This window comes from Paucilactobacillus nenjiangensis (genome assembly GCF_008632615.1).
Classification (GTDB): domain Bacteria; phylum Bacillota; class Bacilli; order Lactobacillales; family Lactobacillaceae; genus Paucilactobacillus; species Paucilactobacillus nenjiangensis.
The window spans coordinates 1,497,885-1,519,590 of record NZ_CP043939.1; the positions used below are offsets into that span (position 1 = coordinate 1,497,885).

The 21,706-nt window shown below is 38.4% G+C and carries 22 protein-coding genes, 1 pseudogene and 1 other annotated feature; of the genes and pseudogenes, 1 reads left to right on the plus strand and 22 read right to left on the minus strand.

The window, feature by feature from the left end:
• Positions 1 to 15: 15 nt before the first annotated feature.
• From F0161_RS07640 to F0161_RS11730, 8 genes are all read right to left on the minus strand, one after another.
• Positions 16 to 1,164: a cysteine desulfurase family protein gene (locus F0161_RS07640; protein ID WP_150204230.1), complete on the minus strand. Its 1,149-nt coding sequence runs from the start codon at positions 1,162 to 1,164 to the stop codon at positions 16 to 18.
• A 9-nt stretch (positions 1,165 to 1,173) separates the two neighbouring features.
• Complete coding sequence (locus F0161_RS07645; RefSeq protein WP_150204231.1) at positions 1,174 to 1,869, minus strand: 5'-methylthioadenosine/adenosylhomocysteine nucleosidase; 696 nt, start codon at positions 1,867 to 1,869, stop codon at positions 1,174 to 1,176.
• Positions 1,870 to 1,881: 12 nt separating this feature from the next.
• Positions 1,882 to 2,181: a hypothetical protein gene (locus F0161_RS07650; protein WP_137602652.1), complete on the minus strand. Its 300-nt coding sequence runs from the start codon at positions 2,179 to 2,181 to the stop codon at positions 1,882 to 1,884.
• A gap of 2 nt (positions 2,182 to 2,183) precedes the next feature.
• Positions 2,184 to 2,735, minus strand: coding sequence for an NUDIX hydrolase (locus F0161_RS07655; protein ID WP_137602653.1), 552 nt, complete (start codon positions 2,733 to 2,735; stop codon positions 2,184 to 2,186).
• Positions 2,725 to 2,958 carry a cold-shock protein gene (locus F0161_RS07660; RefSeq protein ID WP_137602654.1) on the minus strand — a complete coding sequence of 78 codons (234 nt, stop codon included), beginning with the start codon at positions 2,956 to 2,958 and terminating at the stop codon, positions 2,725 to 2,727. The genes F0161_RS07655 and F0161_RS07660 overlap by 11 nt, the downstream gene beginning before the upstream one ends.
• Positions 2,959 to 2,989: 31 nt before the next feature.
• Entirely contained in the window at positions 2,990 to 3,979 is a 990-nt protein-coding gene (gene dapF / locus F0161_RS07665) for a diaminopimelate epimerase (protein ID WP_137602655.1), read from the minus strand.
• Positions 3,980 to 4,193: 214 nt separating this feature from the next.
• Positions 4,194 to 5,084 carry an IS3 family transposase gene (locus F0161_RS07670; RefSeq protein WP_318635340.1) on the minus strand — a complete coding sequence of 297 codons (891 nt, stop codon included), beginning with the start codon at positions 5,082 to 5,084 and terminating at the stop codon, positions 4,194 to 4,196.
• Positions 5,085 to 5,089: 5 nt separating this feature from the next.
• Positions 5,090 to 5,341, minus strand: a complete 252-nt coding sequence (locus F0161_RS11730; protein WP_002816285.1) for an IS3 family transposase — start codon at positions 5,339 to 5,341, stop codon at positions 5,090 to 5,092.
• 82 nt (positions 5,342 to 5,423) lie between these two features.
• Between F0161_RS11730 and F0161_RS11600 the strand changes: the two are divergent.
• Positions 5,424 to 5,615 (plus strand): annotated as a pseudogene (locus F0161_RS11600) (transposase); the annotation flags it as partial.
• Positions 5,616 to 5,825: 210 nt separating this feature from the next.
• On the opposite strand, the gene ileS reads toward F0161_RS11600, so the two are convergent.
• The 14 genes from ileS to F0161_RS07750 form a co-directional block, all read right to left on the minus strand.
• Positions 5,826 to 8,627 (minus strand): isoleucine--tRNA ligase, encoded by a 2,802-nt coding sequence (gene ileS / locus F0161_RS07685; protein WP_150204233.1) that lies wholly within the window; start codon positions 8,625 to 8,627, stop codon positions 5,826 to 5,828.
• Positions 8,628 to 8,694: 67 nt separating this feature from the next.
• Positions 8,695 to 8,908: a binding site (T-box leader), on the minus strand.
• 19 nt (positions 8,909 to 8,927) lie between these two features.
• A complete protein-coding gene (locus F0161_RS07690; protein WP_150204234.1) occupies positions 8,928 to 9,626 on the minus strand; it encodes a DivIVA domain-containing protein in 699 nt (232 codons plus the stop codon).
• Positions 9,627 to 9,642: 16 nt separating this feature from the next.
• Positions 9,643 to 10,395, minus strand: coding sequence for a DivIVA domain-containing protein (locus F0161_RS07695; protein WP_137601744.1), 753 nt, complete (start codon positions 10,393 to 10,395; stop codon positions 9,643 to 9,645).
• 12 nt (positions 10,396 to 10,407) lie between these two features.
• A complete protein-coding gene (locus tag F0161_RS07700; protein WP_150204235.1) occupies positions 10,408 to 11,199 on the minus strand; it encodes a YlmH family RNA-binding protein in 792 nt (263 codons plus the stop codon).
• A 12-nt stretch (positions 11,200 to 11,211) separates the two neighbouring features.
• Positions 11,212 to 11,496, minus strand: a complete 285-nt coding sequence (locus F0161_RS07705; protein WP_371858074.1) for a YggT family protein — start codon at positions 11,494 to 11,496, stop codon at positions 11,212 to 11,214.
• A gap of 15 nt (positions 11,497 to 11,511) precedes the next feature.
• Positions 11,512 to 11,934 carry a cell division protein SepF gene (locus tag F0161_RS07710; protein ID WP_137601746.1) on the minus strand — a complete coding sequence of 141 codons (423 nt, stop codon included), beginning with the start codon at positions 11,932 to 11,934 and terminating at the stop codon, positions 11,512 to 11,514.
• A 94-nt stretch (positions 11,935 to 12,028) separates the two neighbouring features.
• On the minus strand, positions 12,029 to 13,225 hold the full coding sequence (ftsZ, locus tag F0161_RS07715; RefSeq protein ID WP_150204236.1) for a cell division protein FtsZ: 1,197 nt from the start codon (positions 13,223 to 13,225) through the stop codon (positions 12,029 to 12,031).
• A 25-nt stretch (positions 13,226 to 13,250) separates the two neighbouring features.
• Positions 13,251 to 14,627, minus strand: a complete 1,377-nt coding sequence (gene ftsA, locus F0161_RS07720) for a cell division protein FtsA (RefSeq protein WP_150204237.1) — start codon at positions 14,625 to 14,627, stop codon at positions 13,251 to 13,253.
• 149 nt (positions 14,628 to 14,776) lie between these two features.
• Positions 14,777 to 15,658 (minus strand): cell division protein FtsQ/DivIB, encoded by an 882-nt coding sequence (locus F0161_RS07725; protein WP_150204238.1) that lies wholly within the window; start codon positions 15,656 to 15,658, stop codon positions 14,777 to 14,779.
• 31 nt (positions 15,659 to 15,689) lie between these two features.
• Positions 15,690 to 16,787 (minus strand): undecaprenyldiphospho-muramoylpentapeptide beta-N-acetylglucosaminyltransferase, encoded by a 1,098-nt coding sequence (gene murG, locus F0161_RS07730; RefSeq protein WP_150204239.1) that lies wholly within the window; start codon positions 16,785 to 16,787, stop codon positions 15,690 to 15,692.
• Positions 16,784 to 18,160: a UDP-N-acetylmuramoyl-L-alanine--D-glutamate ligase gene (gene murD / locus F0161_RS07735; RefSeq protein WP_150204240.1), complete on the minus strand. Its 1,377-nt coding sequence runs from the start codon at positions 18,158 to 18,160 to the stop codon at positions 16,784 to 16,786. Before murD ends, murG begins: the two co-directional genes overlap by 4 nt.
• A 17-nt stretch (positions 18,161 to 18,177) precedes the next feature.
• The gene (gene mraY, locus F0161_RS07740; protein ID WP_150204241.1) at positions 18,178 to 19,137 is read right to left on the minus strand and encodes a phospho-N-acetylmuramoyl-pentapeptide-transferase; all 960 of its coding nucleotides are present in this window, start codon (positions 19,135 to 19,137) and stop codon (positions 18,178 to 18,180) included.
• 18 nt (positions 19,138 to 19,155) lie between these two features.
• Positions 19,156 to 21,300, minus strand: coding sequence for a penicillin-binding transpeptidase domain-containing protein (locus F0161_RS07745; RefSeq protein WP_150204242.1), 2,145 nt, complete (start codon positions 21,298 to 21,300; stop codon positions 19,156 to 19,158).
• Positions 21,300 to 21,695, minus strand: coding sequence for a hypothetical protein (locus tag F0161_RS07750; RefSeq protein WP_150204243.1), 396 nt, complete (start codon positions 21,693 to 21,695; stop codon positions 21,300 to 21,302). Before F0161_RS07750 ends, F0161_RS07745 begins: the two co-directional genes overlap by 1 nt.
• Between the last annotated feature and the right edge of the window lie 11 nt (positions 21,696 to 21,706).

The window sequence follows — 21,706 nt, forward strand, 5'->3', positions numbered from 1 at the left end:
CCCCAACCACCTCGTCTATTTTGTTAAGCGCTGATAAATTGAACTTAAAGCTTCAATGAAGTCTGTAATTTCTTGTTCCGTTGTATAGCGACCGAAACTAATGCGGATGGACTCACTAATACGCTGACTATCTTCACCAAACATCGCGGTCAAAACGTGTGATGGTTCAAGACTACCAGCCGTACATGCTGATCCGCCAGAGACAGCAAAGCCAGCTAAATCCAAATTGGTTTGCATAATGTAGGTCGAAATCCCTGGAATCCAAATATTGAAAACATGATTTAAACTATTTTCATTTAATTCACCATTAATTTCAAAGTTCACATCGTTAGCTTTCAATCCATTAATAATTTGTTGTTTAAAGCCAAAATACTTTGTTTGTCGAGCAGCTTTTGTTTCTGAGGTAAGTGCCTCCACTGCCTTTTGAAATGCTGCAATGCCGGGTACATTTTCGGTTCCAGCACGTCTCTTCGTTTCTTGTTCTCCACCTTGGATAAAACTAGGAAAATTTGTCTGATTGCTTTTATATAAAAAGCCCATCATTTTAGGTCCATTAATCTTATGTGCTGAGGTTGACAACATATCAATATGATCAGCTTTTACATCGATATCCAACAAGCCATACGTTTGCACAGCATCTGTGTGAAACCAGGCCTGATGATTTTTTAGGATTTCACCAATTTCATGAATCGGCATCCGGCTACCTACTTCATTATTACCCATCATGATGGATACTAAAATTGTATCACCACGCAAAGCGTTTTTAAAATCATCGATAGAAATATTACCGTGCTCATCAACTGGTAAATAAGTAACTTCAAAAGCTTCTTGTTTTAATGTTTCAAGTGGTTGCAAAATTGCTTCATGTTCAATGGCCGTCGTAATGATATGTTTGCCTAGCTTTGCACGACTACGAGCCGTCTGGAAAATTGCGGTGTTGTCACTTTCGGTTCCACCACTTGTAAAAATTATTTCAGTTTCTTTGGCATTAATACTCTTGGCTAAAGCCCGACGAGCAACTTCCATCACCATACTAGCTTCACGACCTAAACCATAGCCAGTAGAAGCATTACCGTACACATTTTGCATCTTATCAACCATTACATCAATCACTTCGGACGACATGGGTGTCGTCGCAGCATTGTCTAAATAAACTTGCTTCATTATATACCTCTACTTGTTTTGATTTGCGAATAACGTTAACAGCATTTTAGCTGAACGTTTGCCTGCATCAATGATGAAATCATCAAACGACACACTGGCATCTTCATCGCCTGTGTCAGACATTGCCCGTACCACGACATATTGTACATCGTGGTCATTGGCTACTTGTCCGACGGCTGCACCTTCCATTTCACTTGAAAGTGCTGTTGGAAAATTAGCTTTTATTTCATTAATCTTGTCACTGCTAGCTACAAATTGATCTCCAGAAACTATCAATCCAGACAAAACATTTAAACCGGTTGATTTGCCCGCTTCGATAATAGCTTGAGACCATTTTTCAGAAGCTTTAAATGTCGCTGGTTGACTAGGCAGTTGGCCGTAAACATAACCAAAGGCCGTCACATCAACATCATGATAAGCCGTTTCAGACGAAACAACGACATCGCCAACTTTTAAGCCTTCACCGATTCCACCAGCTGAGCCAGAGTTAATAACAACGTCGGCATTAAATTCACTAATTAAGTGTTCAGTGGTAATCCCAGCCTCAACCTTACCAATACCAGATTCCACCAGAACTACCGCCTGGTTACTAATCATACCTTCGTAGTAAGTTTTTGATCCTAATTCAATTTCTTGTTTATAGTCCAATGCATCAATTAACTCTTTAATTTCTTCAGGCATTGCACAAATTACGCCATATTTCATTTCAATTCTCCATTATCCTACAAAAAATAGAACCAAGTAAACTGCCACAATTGCAATGACAAGTCCAACAATAGCAATATTTAATTTTGATTTCATTTTTCGCGATTTATCTTCACCTGAAATAGGCACAGTTCTCCCTTTTCGGGAACGAGTTGGCGCCTCTTCTGGTTCTGGATTATTCTGAGGATGCGTTGCAGCATAATCGCGTTCTGCTTTTAAGCGTTTTTTATCGCGCTCTTTTAATTCATTTTCTTCATTTTGCTGTTGTCGTTTGTATTCTGCTCGCGATAACGGCTTTTCATTTTCTGCCATAATTACTCACCTTGTTGCAAAGTTGCCCAATAATAAATTGCCATAATCGTTTTTTGATCAACAATTTCCTTAGACTTAACCATTTCCAACGCTTGCTTGAGTGAAACTGTAATTAGTTCCAAATTTTCATCTTCATCTTGTGGTAATTCGGTAGTTACCGGTGATAACTCTCTGGCTAAATAAAGTGTCATGTATTCATCTGAAAATCCAATTGAAGTGTAGAAGGAACTAATTTCAGAAACTTTGCCCGCACTATAACGAGTTTCTTCATTTAATTCACGATTGATAGCTCCTAACATATCACCTTGGTCTCGCTCATCAAGTTTTCCAGCAGGAATTTCTAACGTCAGTGCATCAATTGGTGCCCGCCATTGTTTCATCAAGATCATTTGATTATCAGCAGTAATTGCTAACACAGCGACAGCAGGTACATGACGAACAATGTCCCTTGTGGCTGTTTTACCATTGGGTAATTCCACCGTGGTCACTTCAACGTCAATAATTTTACCAGCATAGACGGTTTTGGATTCAATTGGCTTTTCTTCAAAGTTCATTATTATCCTCCTCATCTTCTTCAGTAATTACGCGGACATGTGCTGCTTGAGGTCCACGCACACCGGCAACGACGACTAATTCAACTTTTTGGCCAGGCTCAAGTTCTTTGTGCCCTGATCCTTCAATTCCACTGAAATGCACAAAAATATCCGGCTCATCTTCAACCTCGATGAATCCGAATCCTTTGAGTGCATCAAAACTTTTTACGACCCCTTGTAACATTTAAATTACGTCCAATCATTTTGATTTTACACTATGCAGTTTGTAAAGTTTGAATAAACTGTTCATACGCAGCTTGTTCGTTAGTTTCATTAATTGTAACATGTTCAAAATTCGATGTTAATGCATCTTCAAGATTTATTTCAACCGTACGAACAAAAGTCGCATTACCAATTAAATCAATATAGTCATCTTCTGAAACGGAATGGTGAACTACTGTGTTAACCATTCCTCCTGGATTACATACTGAAATGTTTGTATTATTTGATACTTGATCACTATGCAATAACACACTAACCAAACTTGAGGCTGACATTGCTGTCCCACAGGCATTAGTGTACCCAACGCCACGTTCAAAAGTCCGTACAAAAATTTGATTTTTTCCTAAAATACGTACAAAACTGACATTCACTCCATCTGGAAAAACTGGATTAGTTTTGTTATTCAAATAACGGCCTAACTCACCGAGGTAATCACCATTGATGGTTTCCTCATCAACAAATGCAATTAAATGTGGATTAGGTACAGCAACAGCAGTAAACTTCAAATCTGTGTCTAATTCAGCAATCGATTGGTCAATTAACGTATCTGCTTCATTATTAACGTGCATACCTAAATCTTTAGCTGCAAAACTCACTGGTGCGATGTGTGCTTGGTACGTTTCCACACCAGCAGCAAGTGATGGCATCTTTGCGACAGGTAAGTCTGCTTCCATCGTTTCCACGGTGAATGATTGTTGGTGATTTGTTTCAGCCAAATAACGAGCAACACATCGGAGCCCATTACCACACATACTAGCTTCACTACCATCAGAATTAATTACACGCATTTTACCGATGACATTATTATGTTCTGACTTATTAATCCACAGTAATCCATCAGCACCGTCACCTAGTCCTGATTTTCGATTACAAATGTTGATTGCTAATTGTTTAATTTCATCTTCCGTAAGTTGACGATTTAACTTCGTCGCATCCAACATATAAAAATCATTCTCTGAGCCATGTACTTTAATTAATTGCATAGCATTCACCTTCTCTTCGTTTATCTTCAATATTGGTATTCTACACCGATAAAGATTACTTGTCATGTTTTCTGTTGTTCCTAAAAATATTTTGGATTGAAGTCAATATTTGAGACAGATTTTAAGAGACATTCAGAACCGCGTTTACCTTCCAGGGTTCAAATAAATCATTAATCGCGATTAATAACTTATTTGAACCCTGGAAAGCATTAAATCAGGCGGCCATTTGGCTCGTAAGTGTTGCAATTTCAACTTGTAAGGGGGTCTGGTAGCCCAGTGAACTATGAATTCTCTTCCTATTGTAGAAAGCATGCACATATTCAAAAAGGACGGCAGCAGCAGTTTCATAATCTTCAAAGACCGGCACTGGATAAACACATTCCTTTTTGAGGGAAGCGTGAAAGGATTCCATTGGCGCATTATCATACGGACAACCCTTACGGCTGTATGAGTGGCGGATATGTAGCTCAGTTAAACGTTGATTGTAATCATCGATGGTATACTGTGATCCTAAATCCGTATGGATAATCAGGTCCCCAGTAATGGTTCGATTTTTAACCGCGCTTTCAAGGGTCTTTAAGACTAAATCAGTATCCATCTTTTTTGAGAACGAATAGCCGATAATCCGTCGTGAGTGCAGGTCCATGATGGTTGATAAGTAACACCAGCCATTACGCTTCGTTTGAATATAGGTCATATCAGCGGTCCATTTTTGATTTAAACCAGTAGTCGATAAATCCTGCTTAAGCAAGTTGGGACGCTGTTCAACCTTGGTTTTGGAAGCCGAAGCCGCTTTCCACTTATTGACGGTAACGGAGTGGATATCCAGTTCCTTCATGAGCCGGGAAATCCGTCGTGGACTGCACCAAAGCTGCAGTGGTTGAAGTTCCAGATTCAATTCATGGTGGATCTTCATAACACCGTATCGCTGCTTAAATTCCGCAAAGATCCGCAGAATCCGTTGTTTCAAGCCCGCATCTTCGGCCCGGCGTTTTGAAGGTTTGGGGGATCGATAACGATAATACTGAGCTCTGGAAACACCGAGGATTCGGCACATCTTGGTTACCTGGTGGTGATGGCTTTCTTGGTGAATGTAATCAAAGATATTGGTTACTTCTGCGCAAGGAAGCCCAGGGCTTTTTTTAGGATTTCGTTCTCCTCAGACAGCGAAGCCAGTCGCTTTTCCATCGCTTTGATTTCGTCTGGCGATTTACCGGATTGAGTTTTGGCCTGGCCCTGGATCCACTTATGAACTGTTGAATAGCCAATGCCATATTCTCTGGCCAGTTGGGCAGCTGATTCTCCTTGCTTATATAGGTTGATAATGTTTTGTTTGAATTCTTTGTCGTAACGAGTTGGCATGTAAAAATTCCTTCCTTTTGAGATGATTTATTCATTATACCCTCTCTTAAAAGTTGTCTCAGGAATCAGCTTACATCCAACAGGTCCTGTAGAAGGATGTAACAACAAAATTAAAGTAATAAAGCGTACTGCGTACGGGTTTAGAAACTTCTATCACTTCAAGATTCGAATTCTAATTGCATTTAAAAATAGTTTCTATTCTAAAAATTTCATATCTCTCACAAAACAACAAAAAACTGCTAATTCCCCGACAACGGAGAAACTAGCAGCTTGATGTTAATGATTGTGAAATTCTAGGTCATCAGTACTTCTTGACAAAGAACCAGTAAAAATTAAAATATTGTAACTGTTTAACTTGTGAATTTCAAAAAACAATATCATACAAGATTGAAATACGTTTCAGATTCTTAATAAGTAATAATCGATATTATTATCATTTAAAATTAACAACTTTTAAGCAAATGTTTATTAACTTATTGAAAAATTATTTTTCTAATCCTTCTGTGACTGTTTCTGGATATTCTGCCCGAACAATTGATGCACAACGCGCACATAATTCTGGATAAGCATCATCCGTTCCAACATCCTTAGTTGTCATACGACAACGTTGACAAACGTCACCTTCAGCAGGTGTAACCGTCAAAGCTACTCCATCATTAAAGTCAGTTGCAGAAGCTGGTGCCTCGTCAATTGAAGCGACGTGTAAATCAGAAACTTCCAGCATTTGACGAACATTAGCATTTAATGCTTCAAGCATCTTCTTGTTTGATTCAGATACATATAAATCAAGATGCGCTTCAAGTGATTTACCAATTTCTTTAGCATCACGTGCTTCTTCAAGCACCTTCAACACATGTCCACGTAAGTTCATAAATGAACCCCACGCTTCAATTAATTCTGCCTCATTATCGTAATGTGTCACTTCTGGCATTTCAGATAATTGAACAAATTCTTCGTCTTCCTTCAACAATGCCCAAATTTCTTCAGTTGTATGAGGAAGCACTGGTGTCAACAATTGGCTAAATGAAACCAAAATCTTATAGAAGACAGTTTGCATTGAGCGACGAGTCTTTGAATCTTCTGCATCAATATAAACAACATCTTTGGCCACGTTCATATAAAAAGCAGATAATTCAGTCGTAACAAAATTCATTAGCTTTTTATAGATGTCCAAAAACTCATTATTTTCATAATGTGCACGAATTTCTTCAACGAAAGCATTTAAACGAACCAACATGTATTGGTCAATTGATTCTAAATCATCGTATTCAACTGTATCCTTCTTAGGATCAAAATCAGTCGTGTTAGCCATCAAGAAACGCATTGTATTACGGATTTTACGGTAACTTTCCGAAACTTGTTTCATAATTTCCATTGAAACACGCACGTCAGCAGATGAATCAACACTCATTACCCACAAACGAATAATTTCTGCACCCATTTGTTTGATCACTTTACTTGGTTCGATTGTGTTACCAATTGACTTACTCATCTTGCGGCCTTCGCCATCAAGCGTGAAGCCTTGTGACAAGATTGACTTGTAAGGAGCTTTACCAGACACTACAACGCTGGTAATCAAACTTGAATTAAACCAGCCACGGTATTGATCTGAGCCTTCCATATACATGTCTGAAGGATAGGTTAGGTAATCACGTTCAGCCAAGACACCTTGGTGTGACGTTCCCGAATCAAACCAAACATCCATGATATCTGTTTCTTTTTTGAAAATTCCATTAGGTGAGTGTTCATTAGTATAGCCGTCAGGTAACAAATCCTTTGCGTCCCGATCAAACCAAACATTAGAACCAAATTCACCAAACAAATCAGCCACATGGTTAATTGTCTTTTCTTCGATAATTGGAGTTCCATCTTCCGCATAGAACACTGGCAATGGCACACCCCAAACACGTTGACGTGAAATAACCCAATCGCCACGATCACGAATCATGTTGTGGAGACGAACTTTACCCCAATCAGGTGTAAATTTAACATCATCGATAGCTGCCAAAATTTCATCACGAATCTTATCAACGGAAGCAAACCATTGATCTGTCGCACGGAAAATGATTGGTTTTTTAGTTCTCCAATCAAATGGATAGCTATGTTCGTATGGCATATATTTTAATAGCAAACCAGCATCTTTTAACTTATCCAAAGCAATTTGGTTAGCATCTTCATAAAAGACGCCTTCAAAATCAGGACCAGCTTCAGCAGTCAAATATCCACGATCATCAACTGGAACGAAAACGGCTAATCCATATTTACGGCCAATATTATAATCATCTTCACCAAAGCCAGGAGCAGTATGGACAAGGCCAGTACCTGCATCAGTCGTGACAAAATCACCAAGCATAGTGACCATTTGCTTATCTGCAAGGAATGGATGTTGTGCGGTAACGTTATCAAGTTCTTTTCCCTTAACAACTTTGATAGTTTTAACATCAGACCATTCAAATAATTCAGCACAACTATCGACCAATTCAGCTGCTAAGACATATTTGTTAGTGTCATCCCCATCATGAGTCACAATCGCGTAATCAAATTTAGCATCAATTGTGATACCCTCAGAACCTGGAATTGTCCATGGAGTAGTTGTCCAAACAACCATGTAAGTATCGGTATCAAGTACCCCTTTGCCGTCCACAACGCGTTCGCCGTAGAAAGCCGATGGAGAAACAACATCTTTATAATCAACTTCAGCTTCAGCTAAAGCAGATTCAGATGACCATGACCAATAAACAGGTTTCTTACCACGATACAGCAGATTTTTCTTTGCAAATTGTCCAAATACTCGAATTTGAGCGGCTTCATATTCTTTTTGTAAAGTTAAATATGGATTGTCCCATTCACCAGCAACACCCAAACGTTTGAAATCTTCACGTTGTTTGTCAACTTGTTCGAGCGCATATTTACGACATAAATCACGGAATTCAGAGGTATTCATCTTTTTCCGGTCGTAACCCATTTTGGTTAATTGTTGTTCAATTGGTAGACCATGTGTATCCCATCCAGGAACGTATGGTGCACGATAACCAGACATTGACTTGTATCGAACAATCACATCTTTAGTAATTTTATTCAATGCATGTCCAATATGAATATTACCATTTGCATATGGAGGCCCATCATGTAAGACAAAAGTTGGTTTGCCTTCATTTAATTTTTGACGTTGTTCATAAACTTTGTTTTCTGCCCAAACGTTTTGACGTTCGAGTTCTTTCACTGGTAAATTTCCACGCATTGGGAATTCAGTTTTACCAAGATTAAGTGTTTCTTTGATTCTCATTTGGAACCCTCCTTGAATTATGTAGACAATACGATTGAAATTGATGGCAATAAAAAAATCCCCATCCGCAAGGGACGAAGATTCGTGGTACCACCCAAATTTAGAATTAATTAGCAATTCTCTTAGATCATTTCTTAACGGTGATGAACCGCTTATACTTAATATCAGTATAAGATTCAGAGATGATCTATCAATGACGTTTTCCTACCAACCTCACACCAATCGTTGATTCGCTTTTTAGTAACTGTCAATTGAATTGCTGTTCTCTTCAAAACTTTCAGTCGTATTAAATTTTATGAATTATTTTTCTGAGTCATCTGGGAAGATAACTACAGTTTGACCAGCATCAGGTGCGCTTTCGGTTGGAGCAGGGGCAACTTCAGAAGTTGCTGACGCAGCTGATTGTGCAGGTACTGATGTAGATGAGTTTACACTTTGATTTACACTGTTGTCAAGCGTCTGTCCAAGAACTTTTTGAATTTCATCAAATGAGCTGACATCAACTTCTTTTAACAACGTATCCCAATCATTACTACGAACAACTTCTAATTGAGATTCTAACATGACTTGCAAGCGTTGACGGAAGACCATCGTTTGCTTCTTCAAGTCGTTAGTTTCAACAGTTAGTTTTGAAGTTGATTCTGCGGCTTCATGAACTACTTGGTTAGCTTTATCATTTGCTTCAGCAACGATATCAGTTGCTTGTTTTTGAGCTTCACGTAAAGTGATATCTGATTCGCGTTGTGCATTTGACTTAACCTTATCAGCAGCTTCTTGAGCTACTAAAATTGATTGGTTCAATGAATCTTTTAATTCGCTAAAATACTTCAATTTTTCTTGGTCAGACTTAACTGTTTCTTCTAATTCATGATTCCGTGTTTCTAAATCTTTCATTTCATCAATGATTTGATCTAAAAATGTGTTAACTTCGTCTGGGTTGTAACCACGCATCTTTCCAGAAAACTTTTTGGTTTGAATATCTTCAACTGAGATTGACATTGATTGGTTCCTCCGATTATTTTGAAATAACAAGCGACAAATTGATCACCAATTCGTTGTCTGCATTAGTACTGGTAGAAATATCTTTAATTTTTACTGCATCTTTTTGAGTGGTTGAATCTAGCTTGTGAACCATGACTGGATAGTCTGGATCATCATCCGCCATAATGCCGATACCGATTTGTTGATCTGCCACATCGATGGCGATATTTTGTTCAACAACTGGCACCTCTTCAACGTTATCGACAACTGTTTCCGGTTCGATAATCGCCGGTTCAACTTCTTCCACTACTTTCGGTTGTGGATTAACTAACTCAACTTGTTGCTTAAAGGCATCAACAATTTCATCTTGATAAGTTGCTACAATGACCTTTAATTTAGCTAATGAGTCGGCATGCAATTTGACCTCATTAATTTTAGCAACCACTTGATTTTTGGCAGTCGTATGCGCATCAGTCACAATTTGGTCAGCTTCTTGATTCGCAAACCGAACTGTAACCATTGCTTGACGTCTAGCTCTTTCTTTAACTTTAACGGAATACTTCTGCGAATTCACGATTAAATCCACGATTTCTTCCTTCATCGAGCTCAGTACAGCCAACTGACGTTTAGCATCTGTATCTTGTTGTTTCAATTCTCGATTAGTCGCTTTTAAAGCTTCTAAATCCCCCAAAATATCCGCGAAGAATTCATCAACCTGCTGATAACTGTAACCGCCTAATATTGACTTAAATCGATTATTTTTTATCTTTGGTATTGAGAAATCCATATCAATCCCCTCCTAATTCACCGTAACTACCGACAGTTTAATCCTAACCTTACCTTTTTTTGTTGGCTGTGAACTTATTTCATCTACACTAATTCTACCAGCTCTTCTTACAGACAACAAATCGTGTTCAACAATCAAATAATCCGGTTTTTGAGTTTCCGCCCAATTGACCTGTGCATAACCTTTTTCAATAACCTCTTTAGCGCGGTTGCGAGAAAAATTAAATGCCGCCGCGATGATACTATCAACTCTGACTGAACTGACCGTAGTCTCAATTGATTCCCAATCGGTTTCAGAATTGACGGTGTCGGTCATTTCCACAGGCTCTAATCGGATATTTAATTTACCAACCCGATCGACTTGTTCCTGAAAATAACTGGCCATTTGTTTTTGAACAATAATTTGCCAACGGCCCGTACCATCGGTAATGATATCCCCGAAGGTACCGCGTTCAACGCCTTGATTAAAAAGTGTCCCTAAAACTTGTCGGTGACTTATCTCGGCAAACTTTTCTGGGTAATTGATTTCAAGTAGTTGTAACTCAAAATCATCATTTGAAGGTTCAAAATAACTTGGATAAATTAGTACCCGTTGCATTTCAGCTTCTTCGAACCCACCATAGCTTCTCATTCGCACTTCATCTTGTTGGTTAACTAAGTTTTGTGCGATATAGATTTGTCTAGGATTTAAAAAGATACTAAGTACTGGACGATATTGCAATACTGCTTGAGAAATCCAATCTGAAATATCGTCGATAATTGGTTTTTCGTCTGGTCTAAAATGTTGCTCTACATTTAAGCTCATTGCGTACACTTCCTAATATAACGCATTCGCAACAACCGTCTGCAAAGCCCCAACCCCGTACTGTGCTAATTGCAAGACTAGCAATGCAATTAGTGGTGAAAAGCCGATTCCACCTAGACTTGGAATAAAATCGAATAATCGAATATATGGTTCTACTAAGCGATTAATAAATACTCCGAATTTACTCTGTGATGCACCTGGAAACCATGTCATCAGTGCCCATACAACTATCAGAATCATATATAGCTGCAGCAATTGAGTCACAGCGTAAAATATGAACCCTAACAAATTTGCCAAATTAATTCTCCTTGTTTACAAGTTATCTTGCTCGTGCGAGAGGTTATCAGTTAAATTACCCGATACCTCATAATTATGTGGGGTGCAGAGAAAGATTTGATCTCCAACTCGTTCAATCGCCCCATCAATAGCATATACCGTTCCATTCAAAAAATCGACGATTCGCTTCGCAGATCCTGTATCCATTTGCGTAAAGTTAACAATAATTGCCCGATTATTTAATAATTGGGTGGCAATTTCTTTAACGTCTGAATAAATACGTGGTTCAAATAAAGAAATTTTACTTGATTCGCTTGGTCGAGTGCTGTTAATAGAAACGACTTTCTTATTTCTAACTGGTGTTGAAACTTGTTCGACTGGTTCATCATAATATTCTTCATCTTCGTACTGTTCTTCAGATGTGCCAAAGAAGTTGTGTAATGAAAATTTATTTGCCATGTTATTCATCTCCTTTTCTCGTAATAACTCCAAAACGAGACCAAACTCACACCGTTTGAAAAGGCCTTTGTCTGCTCCCGATTATTCAACTATTCTAGTGACGTTTTTTGAAAAATGGTGGTGTATCTAAACCATTATCGTCTGATTCGTTAGAGCTTGAAGCAGTATCATCACTATAGATATTAAATTCTGGTTTCTCCACTTGTTCAAATTCAGTCGTATCAGCATCATTTCGTGATGTGCTTTCTGTTGAAGTTTGAACGTCCCAATCACCAAATGGATCCTTTTTCTCTGGTTTGTCTGCAGTTGGTCGAGTTATGTGATTAGAATTCTTTTCTTTGTCAATGCCAGTAGCAATAACAGTTACTCGAACTTCATCACCCAATGATTCATCAATCGAAGTACCAAAAATAATATTCACGTCGTTGGTTGCTGCCTGTGTAACAATATCAGACGCATCTTGGGCTTCAAACAATGATAAATCTGGTCCGCCAGTAATATTCAACAATACGTTTTCTGCGCCATCAACTGAGACTTCAAGCAATGGTGAAGAAATTGCTTTTTTTGTTGCTTCAGCGGTCCGGTTTTCACCTGTTGAAGAACCAACACCCATCAAGGCAGATCCTTGGTTAGCCATAACTGTTTTAACATCAGCAAAATCCAAGTTAACATATCCTGGACTCGTAATTAAATCTGAAATACCTTGTACCCCTTGACGAAGTACATTGTCAGCAGCTTTGAACGCTTCCATCATTGGCGTCTTTTTATCGACAATTTCTAACAGACGATTATTAGCGATGATGATTAATGTGTCAACACTAGCCTTCATTTTTGCCACACCTTCGGCGGCATATTTCCCACGCTTAGGTCCTTCAAAACTGAATGGACGTGTAACAACCCCAACCGTCAATGCACCAGAATCCTTTGCAATTTTTGCAACAATTGGTGCTGCACCGTTACCTGTACCACCACCCATTCCGGCGGTAACAAATACCATATCTGCACCTGCAAGTGCATCTGCTAATAATTCTTCACTTTCTTCGGCAGCCTTGGCACCAATTTCAGGATTAGATCCTGCCCCTAAACCACGGGTTAATTTAGGTCCAAGTTGGATTTTTGTTTCTGCTGCAGAAGCTTCCAAGGCTTGAACGTCAGTATTAGCGACAATAAATTCAACGCCTTTCACTTGATCGGAAATCATTCTGTTGACAGCGTTGCTCCCACCACCACCAACTCCGATAACTTTAATTTTCGCACCAAAACTTTGGTCCGCATCTATTGAATAGTCCATATTGTGATTCCTCCGTCACTATTTTTTAATTGAAAAAGTCATTAAAGAAGTTCTTGATACTTGCCAAACGATCTGGTTTTTCCTCATCACTTTTGGGCTTACTTTGTGTCCGTTGTGGCTCGGGCGCCTTTTGACGTGGACGACCGTTTTGCGTTTCAGCACGTGACGATTTTGCTGAATTCTTAAGAATACTTGGCCGACGACCTTCAGTAGTCTGAGCTTGTGACTTAACAGTTCCGCGTAAAGTTTGTTTGACTAGTAAATCAACCTCACTTAGGCTTGCTTCGTACTTAGTCAATGCAAATCCCTGGGTAAAACTAGGATGTCTAATCCCCATTTGATCAGGAACATAGGCACGGACATGAACACCGAAGTATTGTTCTGCCAAATCTGTAATACCAGGTAATGCGGCAACTCCACCAGTAATAACAATTCCTCCGGGAAGTTCAAGCGCGTTGATAATCTGTAATTTTTGGTTAATTCGTTCAAAAATTTGTTCAACACGTGCCTGGATAATTTCAGCTATATATTGTTCTGTAAACTCAACGGGCTTACTTTGACCAACAACGTCAACTGTAAAAGTATTTTCAGGTGAAACAGTATCTGAATTAGCATACCCATAGTCTCTCTTTAGCCGTTCAGCGCTAGCTAACGAAGTATTCAAAACAACTGAGATATCTTTTGTGATATATTGTCCACCTTCTGGATCAATATAAGAATACTTCAATCGATGATCATGTATTACACTCGTTGTGCTTTGGCCTCCACCAATATCAATCACAACTGTCCCAAAATCTTTCTCCCCATCATTCAAAATTGTATCTCCAATTGCCAATGGTGATACAACTAAATCCTTAACTTTTATTCCGGCCTTTTCTAACGCTTTTTTCGTATTATGCACAACAGTCTTAGGACCTGTGTACAAAGTTGCATGTAATTCTAATCGAACACCAACCATCCCACGAGGATCTCTAATGTCGTTAAAGCCATCGACGATAAATTCATCGGCTTTAAGATCAATAATCTCTCTTTCGGGTGGGAGGCTTTGCATAATTGCTTCTTTAGCAACATTAACAACATCTTGATCATTAATTTCACGTGCCTGACTTTGATCTGCAATCGTAATCATGCCGCGACTTTTTTCAATTTTTAATAGATTTGCTGGAATACCAACTACTACTTCTTCAATTGTTACGTTTGACTTTTCTTGTGCTTGGGCAACTGCCTTTTTGATTGCAGCTGCTGTCTTATCAATATCGACAATTATTCCACGATTAAGCCCTGCAGACTGCTCACTGCCAACCCCAACAACATTTAGCTGTCCTTTTACATTTTCACAGACAATTGCTTTAATCGAGGTGGTTCCAATGTCTAAGCCAACGTAGATACCTGAATTATTCATCTACTCGGAACCCTCCTATTATTTTTTTAGTCATAAATTTGTAAGTTTTTAGCCGAATAAAAAGATACATTTAGCTATTACGAGTTTACCACATAACTAGCGTGTTCTGAAAGTCAATTTACTAAATAATATACATGATTTACTAACGCTTATTCATCCTTCGTCCCATATGGATAAGAATATGCTCCAACTTGCAAATCTACCACCCCTGGTGTTGTCATTTGTGTGGCGATTCCAGGATAATAATCCATCATTTTTGCCAACTTAGTATATTTAACCAAAACTTCGTTGCCATCTGACATATAAATTAACAGTCGATCTGGAGCTTTATTAGTTTGATCAAATTTCACTTCGGAAATATTTTGTGAAATTGAAGTCGGGATTTTTTCCATTTGCAAAATTGTCGCTTTTAGTACGCTATCACTTTTAAAGCCACTATAAATTGGCATATCATAATCAGTTAATTGCTGATTAACTTTTTTTATTTCACCATTTGAAAGCGCTGCATAATAATGGTTTTGCTCATGAATTAAGCCAATAATCTTGTTTTCTTTAATTTGAATAGTGACATTTCGTGGTCCAACCACATTAATTCGAACGGATTTAAATTGTGGATTATTTTTCATTGCGTGTGTTTCTTCTTTGGCAATATTAAACCAAACTTTAAAAATTAAATCGCCTTTTTTGACACCAATACTTTTTCCAATTTCGGCGGTACTCATTTGTTGATTACCATAGATTTTAATATCATTAATTTTGCTGATTGGAGTGACTAAATATAGCATGAATAAAATGACAATTGAAAAAGTTCCAATTAAAATTCCTGCCCGAAATTTATTAGCATTAAAACGCTGCTTTTTTAATTTAGGTAATTTTTTACTAATTGCTTGATTTTTTTGCGGCTCAGCTTTCTTTTTTCGGCGGATTAATTCTAACTCGTCCAAACGTTCTTTATAAGAATGCTGATCCGTTTTTGACCGACTATTATGATTAACTAAGTCAGAATCTTTTAAATCATCATCTTTTGCCATTTCATTCACCTCCCAACTAACTTATAAATTATTAATGCTTGGCTTCTGCTTTTCTCATTACCGCGATTAATCTATCAGATGCATCACAAATACCAATTTTTTTAGCAGCTACGCTCATTGATTTTCGTTTCTCATCATCTTGTAACAGTGAATCTGCCGCCTTGACCAAGGAAGCTCCATTCAGATTTTCCTCAAGAATCATCTGTGCCGCATTACTATCAACTAAAGCTTGTGCATTCTTAAATTGATGATTGGCCGTAACGTAAGGACTAGGAATTAATATTGATGGAATTCCCAATGCCGTAACTTCGGCGATACTGGTTGCTCCAGCACGTCCTACAATGACATCCACTTTTGGCAACAGGTTTGGCATATTGTTAATATACGGTCTGATAAGAATGTTTTCCCCAACTTCAACACCCTTTAATTGCTCCATCACCGTATCATAACGTTTCCTACCGGTCGCAAAAACAACTTGGTAATCACGCTTATTAAATGTGGGAACTGCTTCGGTAACACTTTTATTAATTTTTGGTGCACCTTGACTACCACCAAAAATCAACATCGTTGGGACGTCATCTTTCAGTCCTAGATCACTCCATGAAAAATCACTAACCCGATCAGCGACCTGCTGTGCACGCGGATTACCAGTCATTGTGACCTTTCCCTTAGGAAATTGATCGTGGGCTTCTTCAAAAGCAATGGCAATCTCATCGACATAATGACTCAAAAATTTATTCGTAATTCCAACCACACTATTTTGTTCATGAATAACTGTTGGAATATGTAACTTAGCGGCCGCATAAAGCACTGAGCCACTAACATACCCACCGGTTCCAAGGACTACATCAGGTTTAAAGTCCCGGATAATTTTTTTTGCGTCCTTAATACTTTTCAAAAATAACGAAATTGTTTTAAAATTTTCGACAGATAGTGATCGTTTAAATCCTTGAATTTTAATTGTTTTTAATTGAATGCCTGCAGCGGGTACGATTTTATTTTCAAGTCCTCGTTCAGTCCCCACATACAGTACTGTCAAATCAGGATCGACCTGTTTTAATCGTTCAATTACTGACAGGGCCGGATAGATATGTCCACCGGTCCCACCACCAGAAACTAATAATCTCATAATTGTTCCTTCTTTCCAGTAAAGTTTTCCACCGCTTGGATAAACTTGTCACCACGAACCTCAAAATTGGGATACTGATCCCAACTGGCATTAGCAGGAGAGAGTAAGATTACATCCCCTGGTGCACTGATTTTAAATGCCAAAGGTACAGCAGTTTCCGCTGTTTCACTGTATTCAATTTCTTGTAAGTTGGCTTGTGTAGCTGAATCTGCCAACTTTTTGGCCGTTTCTCCAAATAAAATAATTGCTTTAACATGTTTTTTTAGGCTTGGTTCAAGCTTTTCAAAAGTATACCCTCTATCAAGTCCACCAGCTAGTAATATCACTGGCTGCTTAAAGCCATTTAGGGCCATTTCTGTTGCTTCAATATCCGTTGCTTTAGAATCGTTATAAACTTTGCGACCATTGTACTCCATCACAAATTGCATTCGGTGACGCACACCACCAAATGACTCTAAGACATGCTTAATGACTGCATCGGAAACTTGACTAATTTTAGCGACGGCGATGGCCGCTAACGCATTCTCAATATTGTGATCACCCACGACATTGACATCGCTAGCAGCCATAATTTTATTTTCTTGCCAGTACAAGTCTCCATCTAACTCATAGGCTCCACGCTTTGACTTAGCCAGCCGAGAAAATGGAATCACTTGTGCTTGACTACGTTGGCTTAATTGCTGCCATTCGTCATTATCCCAATTGATTACCAAATAATCATTCTTGGTTTGATTTTTAGTGATATTCATTTTGGCATTAACGTAATTTTCACGCGTTTTATGATAATCTAAGTGGTTTGAAAAAATATTAGTAATAACCGCAATATGAGGATGCAGGGTTGGCGTACCCATCAATTGAAAACTCGAAAGTTCAGCTACAATAGTGTCAGTTTCGGTAGCTTGTTGAACGATGCCACTCATTGGAATGCCAATATTTCCCGCCTTAAAAACATCAGCTTCATTACCGGCGTTGAGCATTTCATGAATCATTGTTGTTGTCGTGGTTTTACCATTACTACCAGTCACACCGACTAAATTACCTTCAAAGACTAAACTAGCAATCTCTATCTCAGTGACAATCGGAGTATTTTTTGCCAAAAAAGCTGCCACTAACACATTGTCATAATTAATCCCTGGGTTTTTAACAACCAAAGAAAAATTTTCATCAACTAATGTCATCGGATGTGACCCTGTGATTACTCTAATGCCCAATGATTTTAATTCATCAACTTCTGTCATATCTTTAGGTGTACTAGCATCATTGACCGTCACTTGTGCACCTAATTTGAAGAGTAGTTTCGCGACGCCGGCACCACTTTTTCCTAGTCCAATCACCAGAATATTTTTATTTTTATAGTTGTCGACTTGTCGCATAATTTAAGACTCTCCTTTTATTTAGTAATGAAAAAAATAATTAATTGTAAAATTGAACCAATTAGTCCAACTGACCAAAATACATAATCAACCTTCACTTCACTCCACCCAATCATTTCAAAATGATGGTGAATTGGGCTCATTTTAAAAATACGTTTACCAGTTAATTTGAATGAGGCAACTTGTAAGATGACACTGGCAGTTTCCGCGACATAGACAATTCCAATTAGCAGCAACGAGAATTCTTGATGCAAAATCAAGGAAACTGATGCTAAAGCGCCACCTAATGCGAGGGATCCCATATCACCCATGAAAATTTTAGCCGGTTTTTTGTTAAAGAAAAAGAAAGCAATCAGTGCTCCAACAATTGCTAAACAAAAAATTACGACTTCAAATTCATGCTGATACCAGCCCATAATTGCATACGTGATAAATGAAATTGTGGCTAATCCTGCAACTAGCCCATCTAAACCATCACTGAGATTAACTGCATTGGAGAATCCAACTAACCAGAAAATAATAAATAAGGCATACAACCAGCCAAATTGCATTGTCCCAAATCCCATTTGGAAGCCCTCATGTTGATAAATTGCCGCAAAAATCATTGACACAACTATTTGAGCTAAGGCTTTTTGCCAAGCTTTAAAGCCTTCATTTTGATGGTTAAAAATTTTAATACTGTCATCCCACATACCGATTAGTCCAAATAACACAAAAGTTAGGATAATCGCCCACATTGTGTTCGTCAGTGTAGATTGAACTAAGGCCATAATTATGGCTGTGATTGTGCCAGTTACAACAAAAACTAATCCACCCATGGTTGGAGTGCCAGCCTTGGCTGCGTGCCAGTTTGGCCCATCTTCTCTAATTTGTTGTCCTTCTTTTTTTGATCTGAAGTAACGAATCAAATAAGGCATTGCCACATAGGTCAACCCACCTGCTATTAATACAGTGATAATATTGAATACTAAACTCATAACTTATCCTCCAACGGACTATTTCTTTTCAAATTTAACGGTTAGTGTTTGACCAGTATTCACAGCCGTATTGGCTTGAATACTTTGGCTTGTCAAATATCCACTACCGGATGTTTCAATTTTTAAATTAGCTAATTTTGCAAATGAGACAACGTCTTTTTTCGACCAGCCATTCATATCTGGCACAGTCGTGGTATCGCCACCAGTCATCAAAAAGATACGACTATTATTTAAGACTAAACTGCTAGAAACAGATTGTGCCTGTACCTTGTTACCATTTCCAATCACCACGTATTGTAAGCCAAGGCTTGATATTTTGGCTTGCGCTGTCGCCACGTTTTGTCCCTTGACACTCGGAACTTTGACACGGCCTTGCGTTGATTTCTCACGCTTTGCCTTGTCCGTATCCAATGCTTGTTTCATAACAGGATTAAAGACACTGGCAATAAAAGTTTCGGCAGAACTTGACGTATTTTTGGGCTTTGTCAAGGTGATATACATAATATACTTAGGATTTTTCGCCGGCGCCATTCCTACAAATGAATAGACGTAGGCGGTGCTTCCTGTTTCATACCCAGAAGCTGTCCCAATCTGCGCAGTACCTGTTTTACCAGCTACTCGATAGCCATCAATTTGGTACACACTCCCTGTTCCTTTATCACCGTAAATAACATCTTGCATGTATTTTAGGACTGATTTGGCAGTGCTAGATTTAATTGGTGTTCCTACTACCTTTTTAGTACTTTTTTGAACCACTTTATTAGTATTTGGATCAACAATCTTTTTCACAAAATAAGGTTTCAACATTTTACCATTATTTGCGACCGCACTAAACCCTTGCAACATCTGCATCGCATTGACAGTGATACCTTGACCATAAGCAGTATTGGCTTGCTCTAAAGCGCCACTAAATGGTGCGCTCCCCTTGGCTTCATTTGTCATGCCAAGTACGTTAACTTTTTTCATAAAACCAAAGCGGTTGAGGTACTTCTTCCAGGTTTTAGCTCCCATGGTTTGTTCCAAATGAGCCATCGCCACGTTACTTGAACGCTCAAATCCTTCACGATAGGTAATAGATCCCCACCCTGAAGAATTCCAATCAGTGATTTGACCACCGCCCAAACTATAAGTCCCCGATTGATAATAAGCATTAGGATTGAAATTTCCTGAATCAATCGCCGCACTCATAGTAAAGACCTTCATCGTGGATCCAGGTTCGTAGGCATCCTCAATTAGTGTGTTCCTCCACATCGTCTTATCGTCAGTATTGTAACTAGGGCGCTGCGTAGCGGCCACAATTGCGCCTGTTTTAGCATTCATCAAAACTGCATTCAAACTGGTAGCTTTTGACGTGCTGGCTGTAGCATCCATCTTTCCTTCTAGCAATGTCTGTAGCTTATTATTAAGAGTGGTATAAATATCATCCCCATTTTTAGCTGACTTTTTAGTGCCATCAATCTGATAACCAGATGTATCTTCTTTTGATTTTTTAACCCCATTAGTCCCGGTCAGTTCTTTATTAAAGATACTTTCCAAGCCTAATTGGCCAATTAATTTAGTTTGTCCGGTTTTAGCATTGGTCGTAGGCTTGGCAATCCCGATTAGTTGAGAAGCAAATGAGCCGTTCGCATATTCACGGGCGGGACTTTCGACGAAATTAATTCCGGTTAATTTTTTATTTTCAATATTGCGTTTGGTTTCAATGGAGATTCCTGCCCCAGCATTACCAAATTCAACTTGATATATTTTGGAACTGGGCGACAGAATTTTAGTGACTTCTTTTTCTGACAAGCCCAAATATTTAGAAAGTACTTTGGCAGTTTTAGTTTTATTAGTAACATACAGTGGCTTCCCGCTGGTTGTTTTTTGTTTTTTATCTAGAACTGCATAGATTTTGTATGTACTGGTATTATCAGCAATTTTATTGTTTTGTGAATCATAAATAGTACCCCGCTTAGCTTGAATGACGCTTTTTTGGGTATACAAAATATCAATTCGATTATTTAAACTAACACCGTGAGCTTTTTTCATAATTCCAATATAACCAAAACGAACGATGAGTAATAAGAACAACGCCCCTACAAAGAAGAATAGCCATTGGCCGAATATCTTCCTGTTTTTTGCTGTCTTATGCCCCATCGTTCGTTTTGCTTTTTTATTCATTACTTATTGACGTTCCTTATATCAGAATTAATTGACAACCCACTCTTTTGAGCAACTTGCTGTAAATGTGTTGAACCAGTTAGTTCATCAATAACCTGCTTATTACTGTCATTTTGACTATTAACTTTAGTAATTTGAGAGTTAATATTTTGAAGTTGATGTTGTGCACTTGTAACTTGATTTTTCGTCGTTACAAGCGAAATTGCCATGAATAGAGTTATTATAACACACGAAACAGCAACGACTATTTCGAACTTAGAAACTGATATTTTTGACGGTTCACTAACAGGTGCTGGTGCAACGGTTTGTCCCGGTTGTTTAACAGGTTCTGGGTTAGCTTGAAGAACTGTATTGTCGTAATAATCGTCTAATTGTTCTGCTGTATTCATTGCCATGATATCCAATA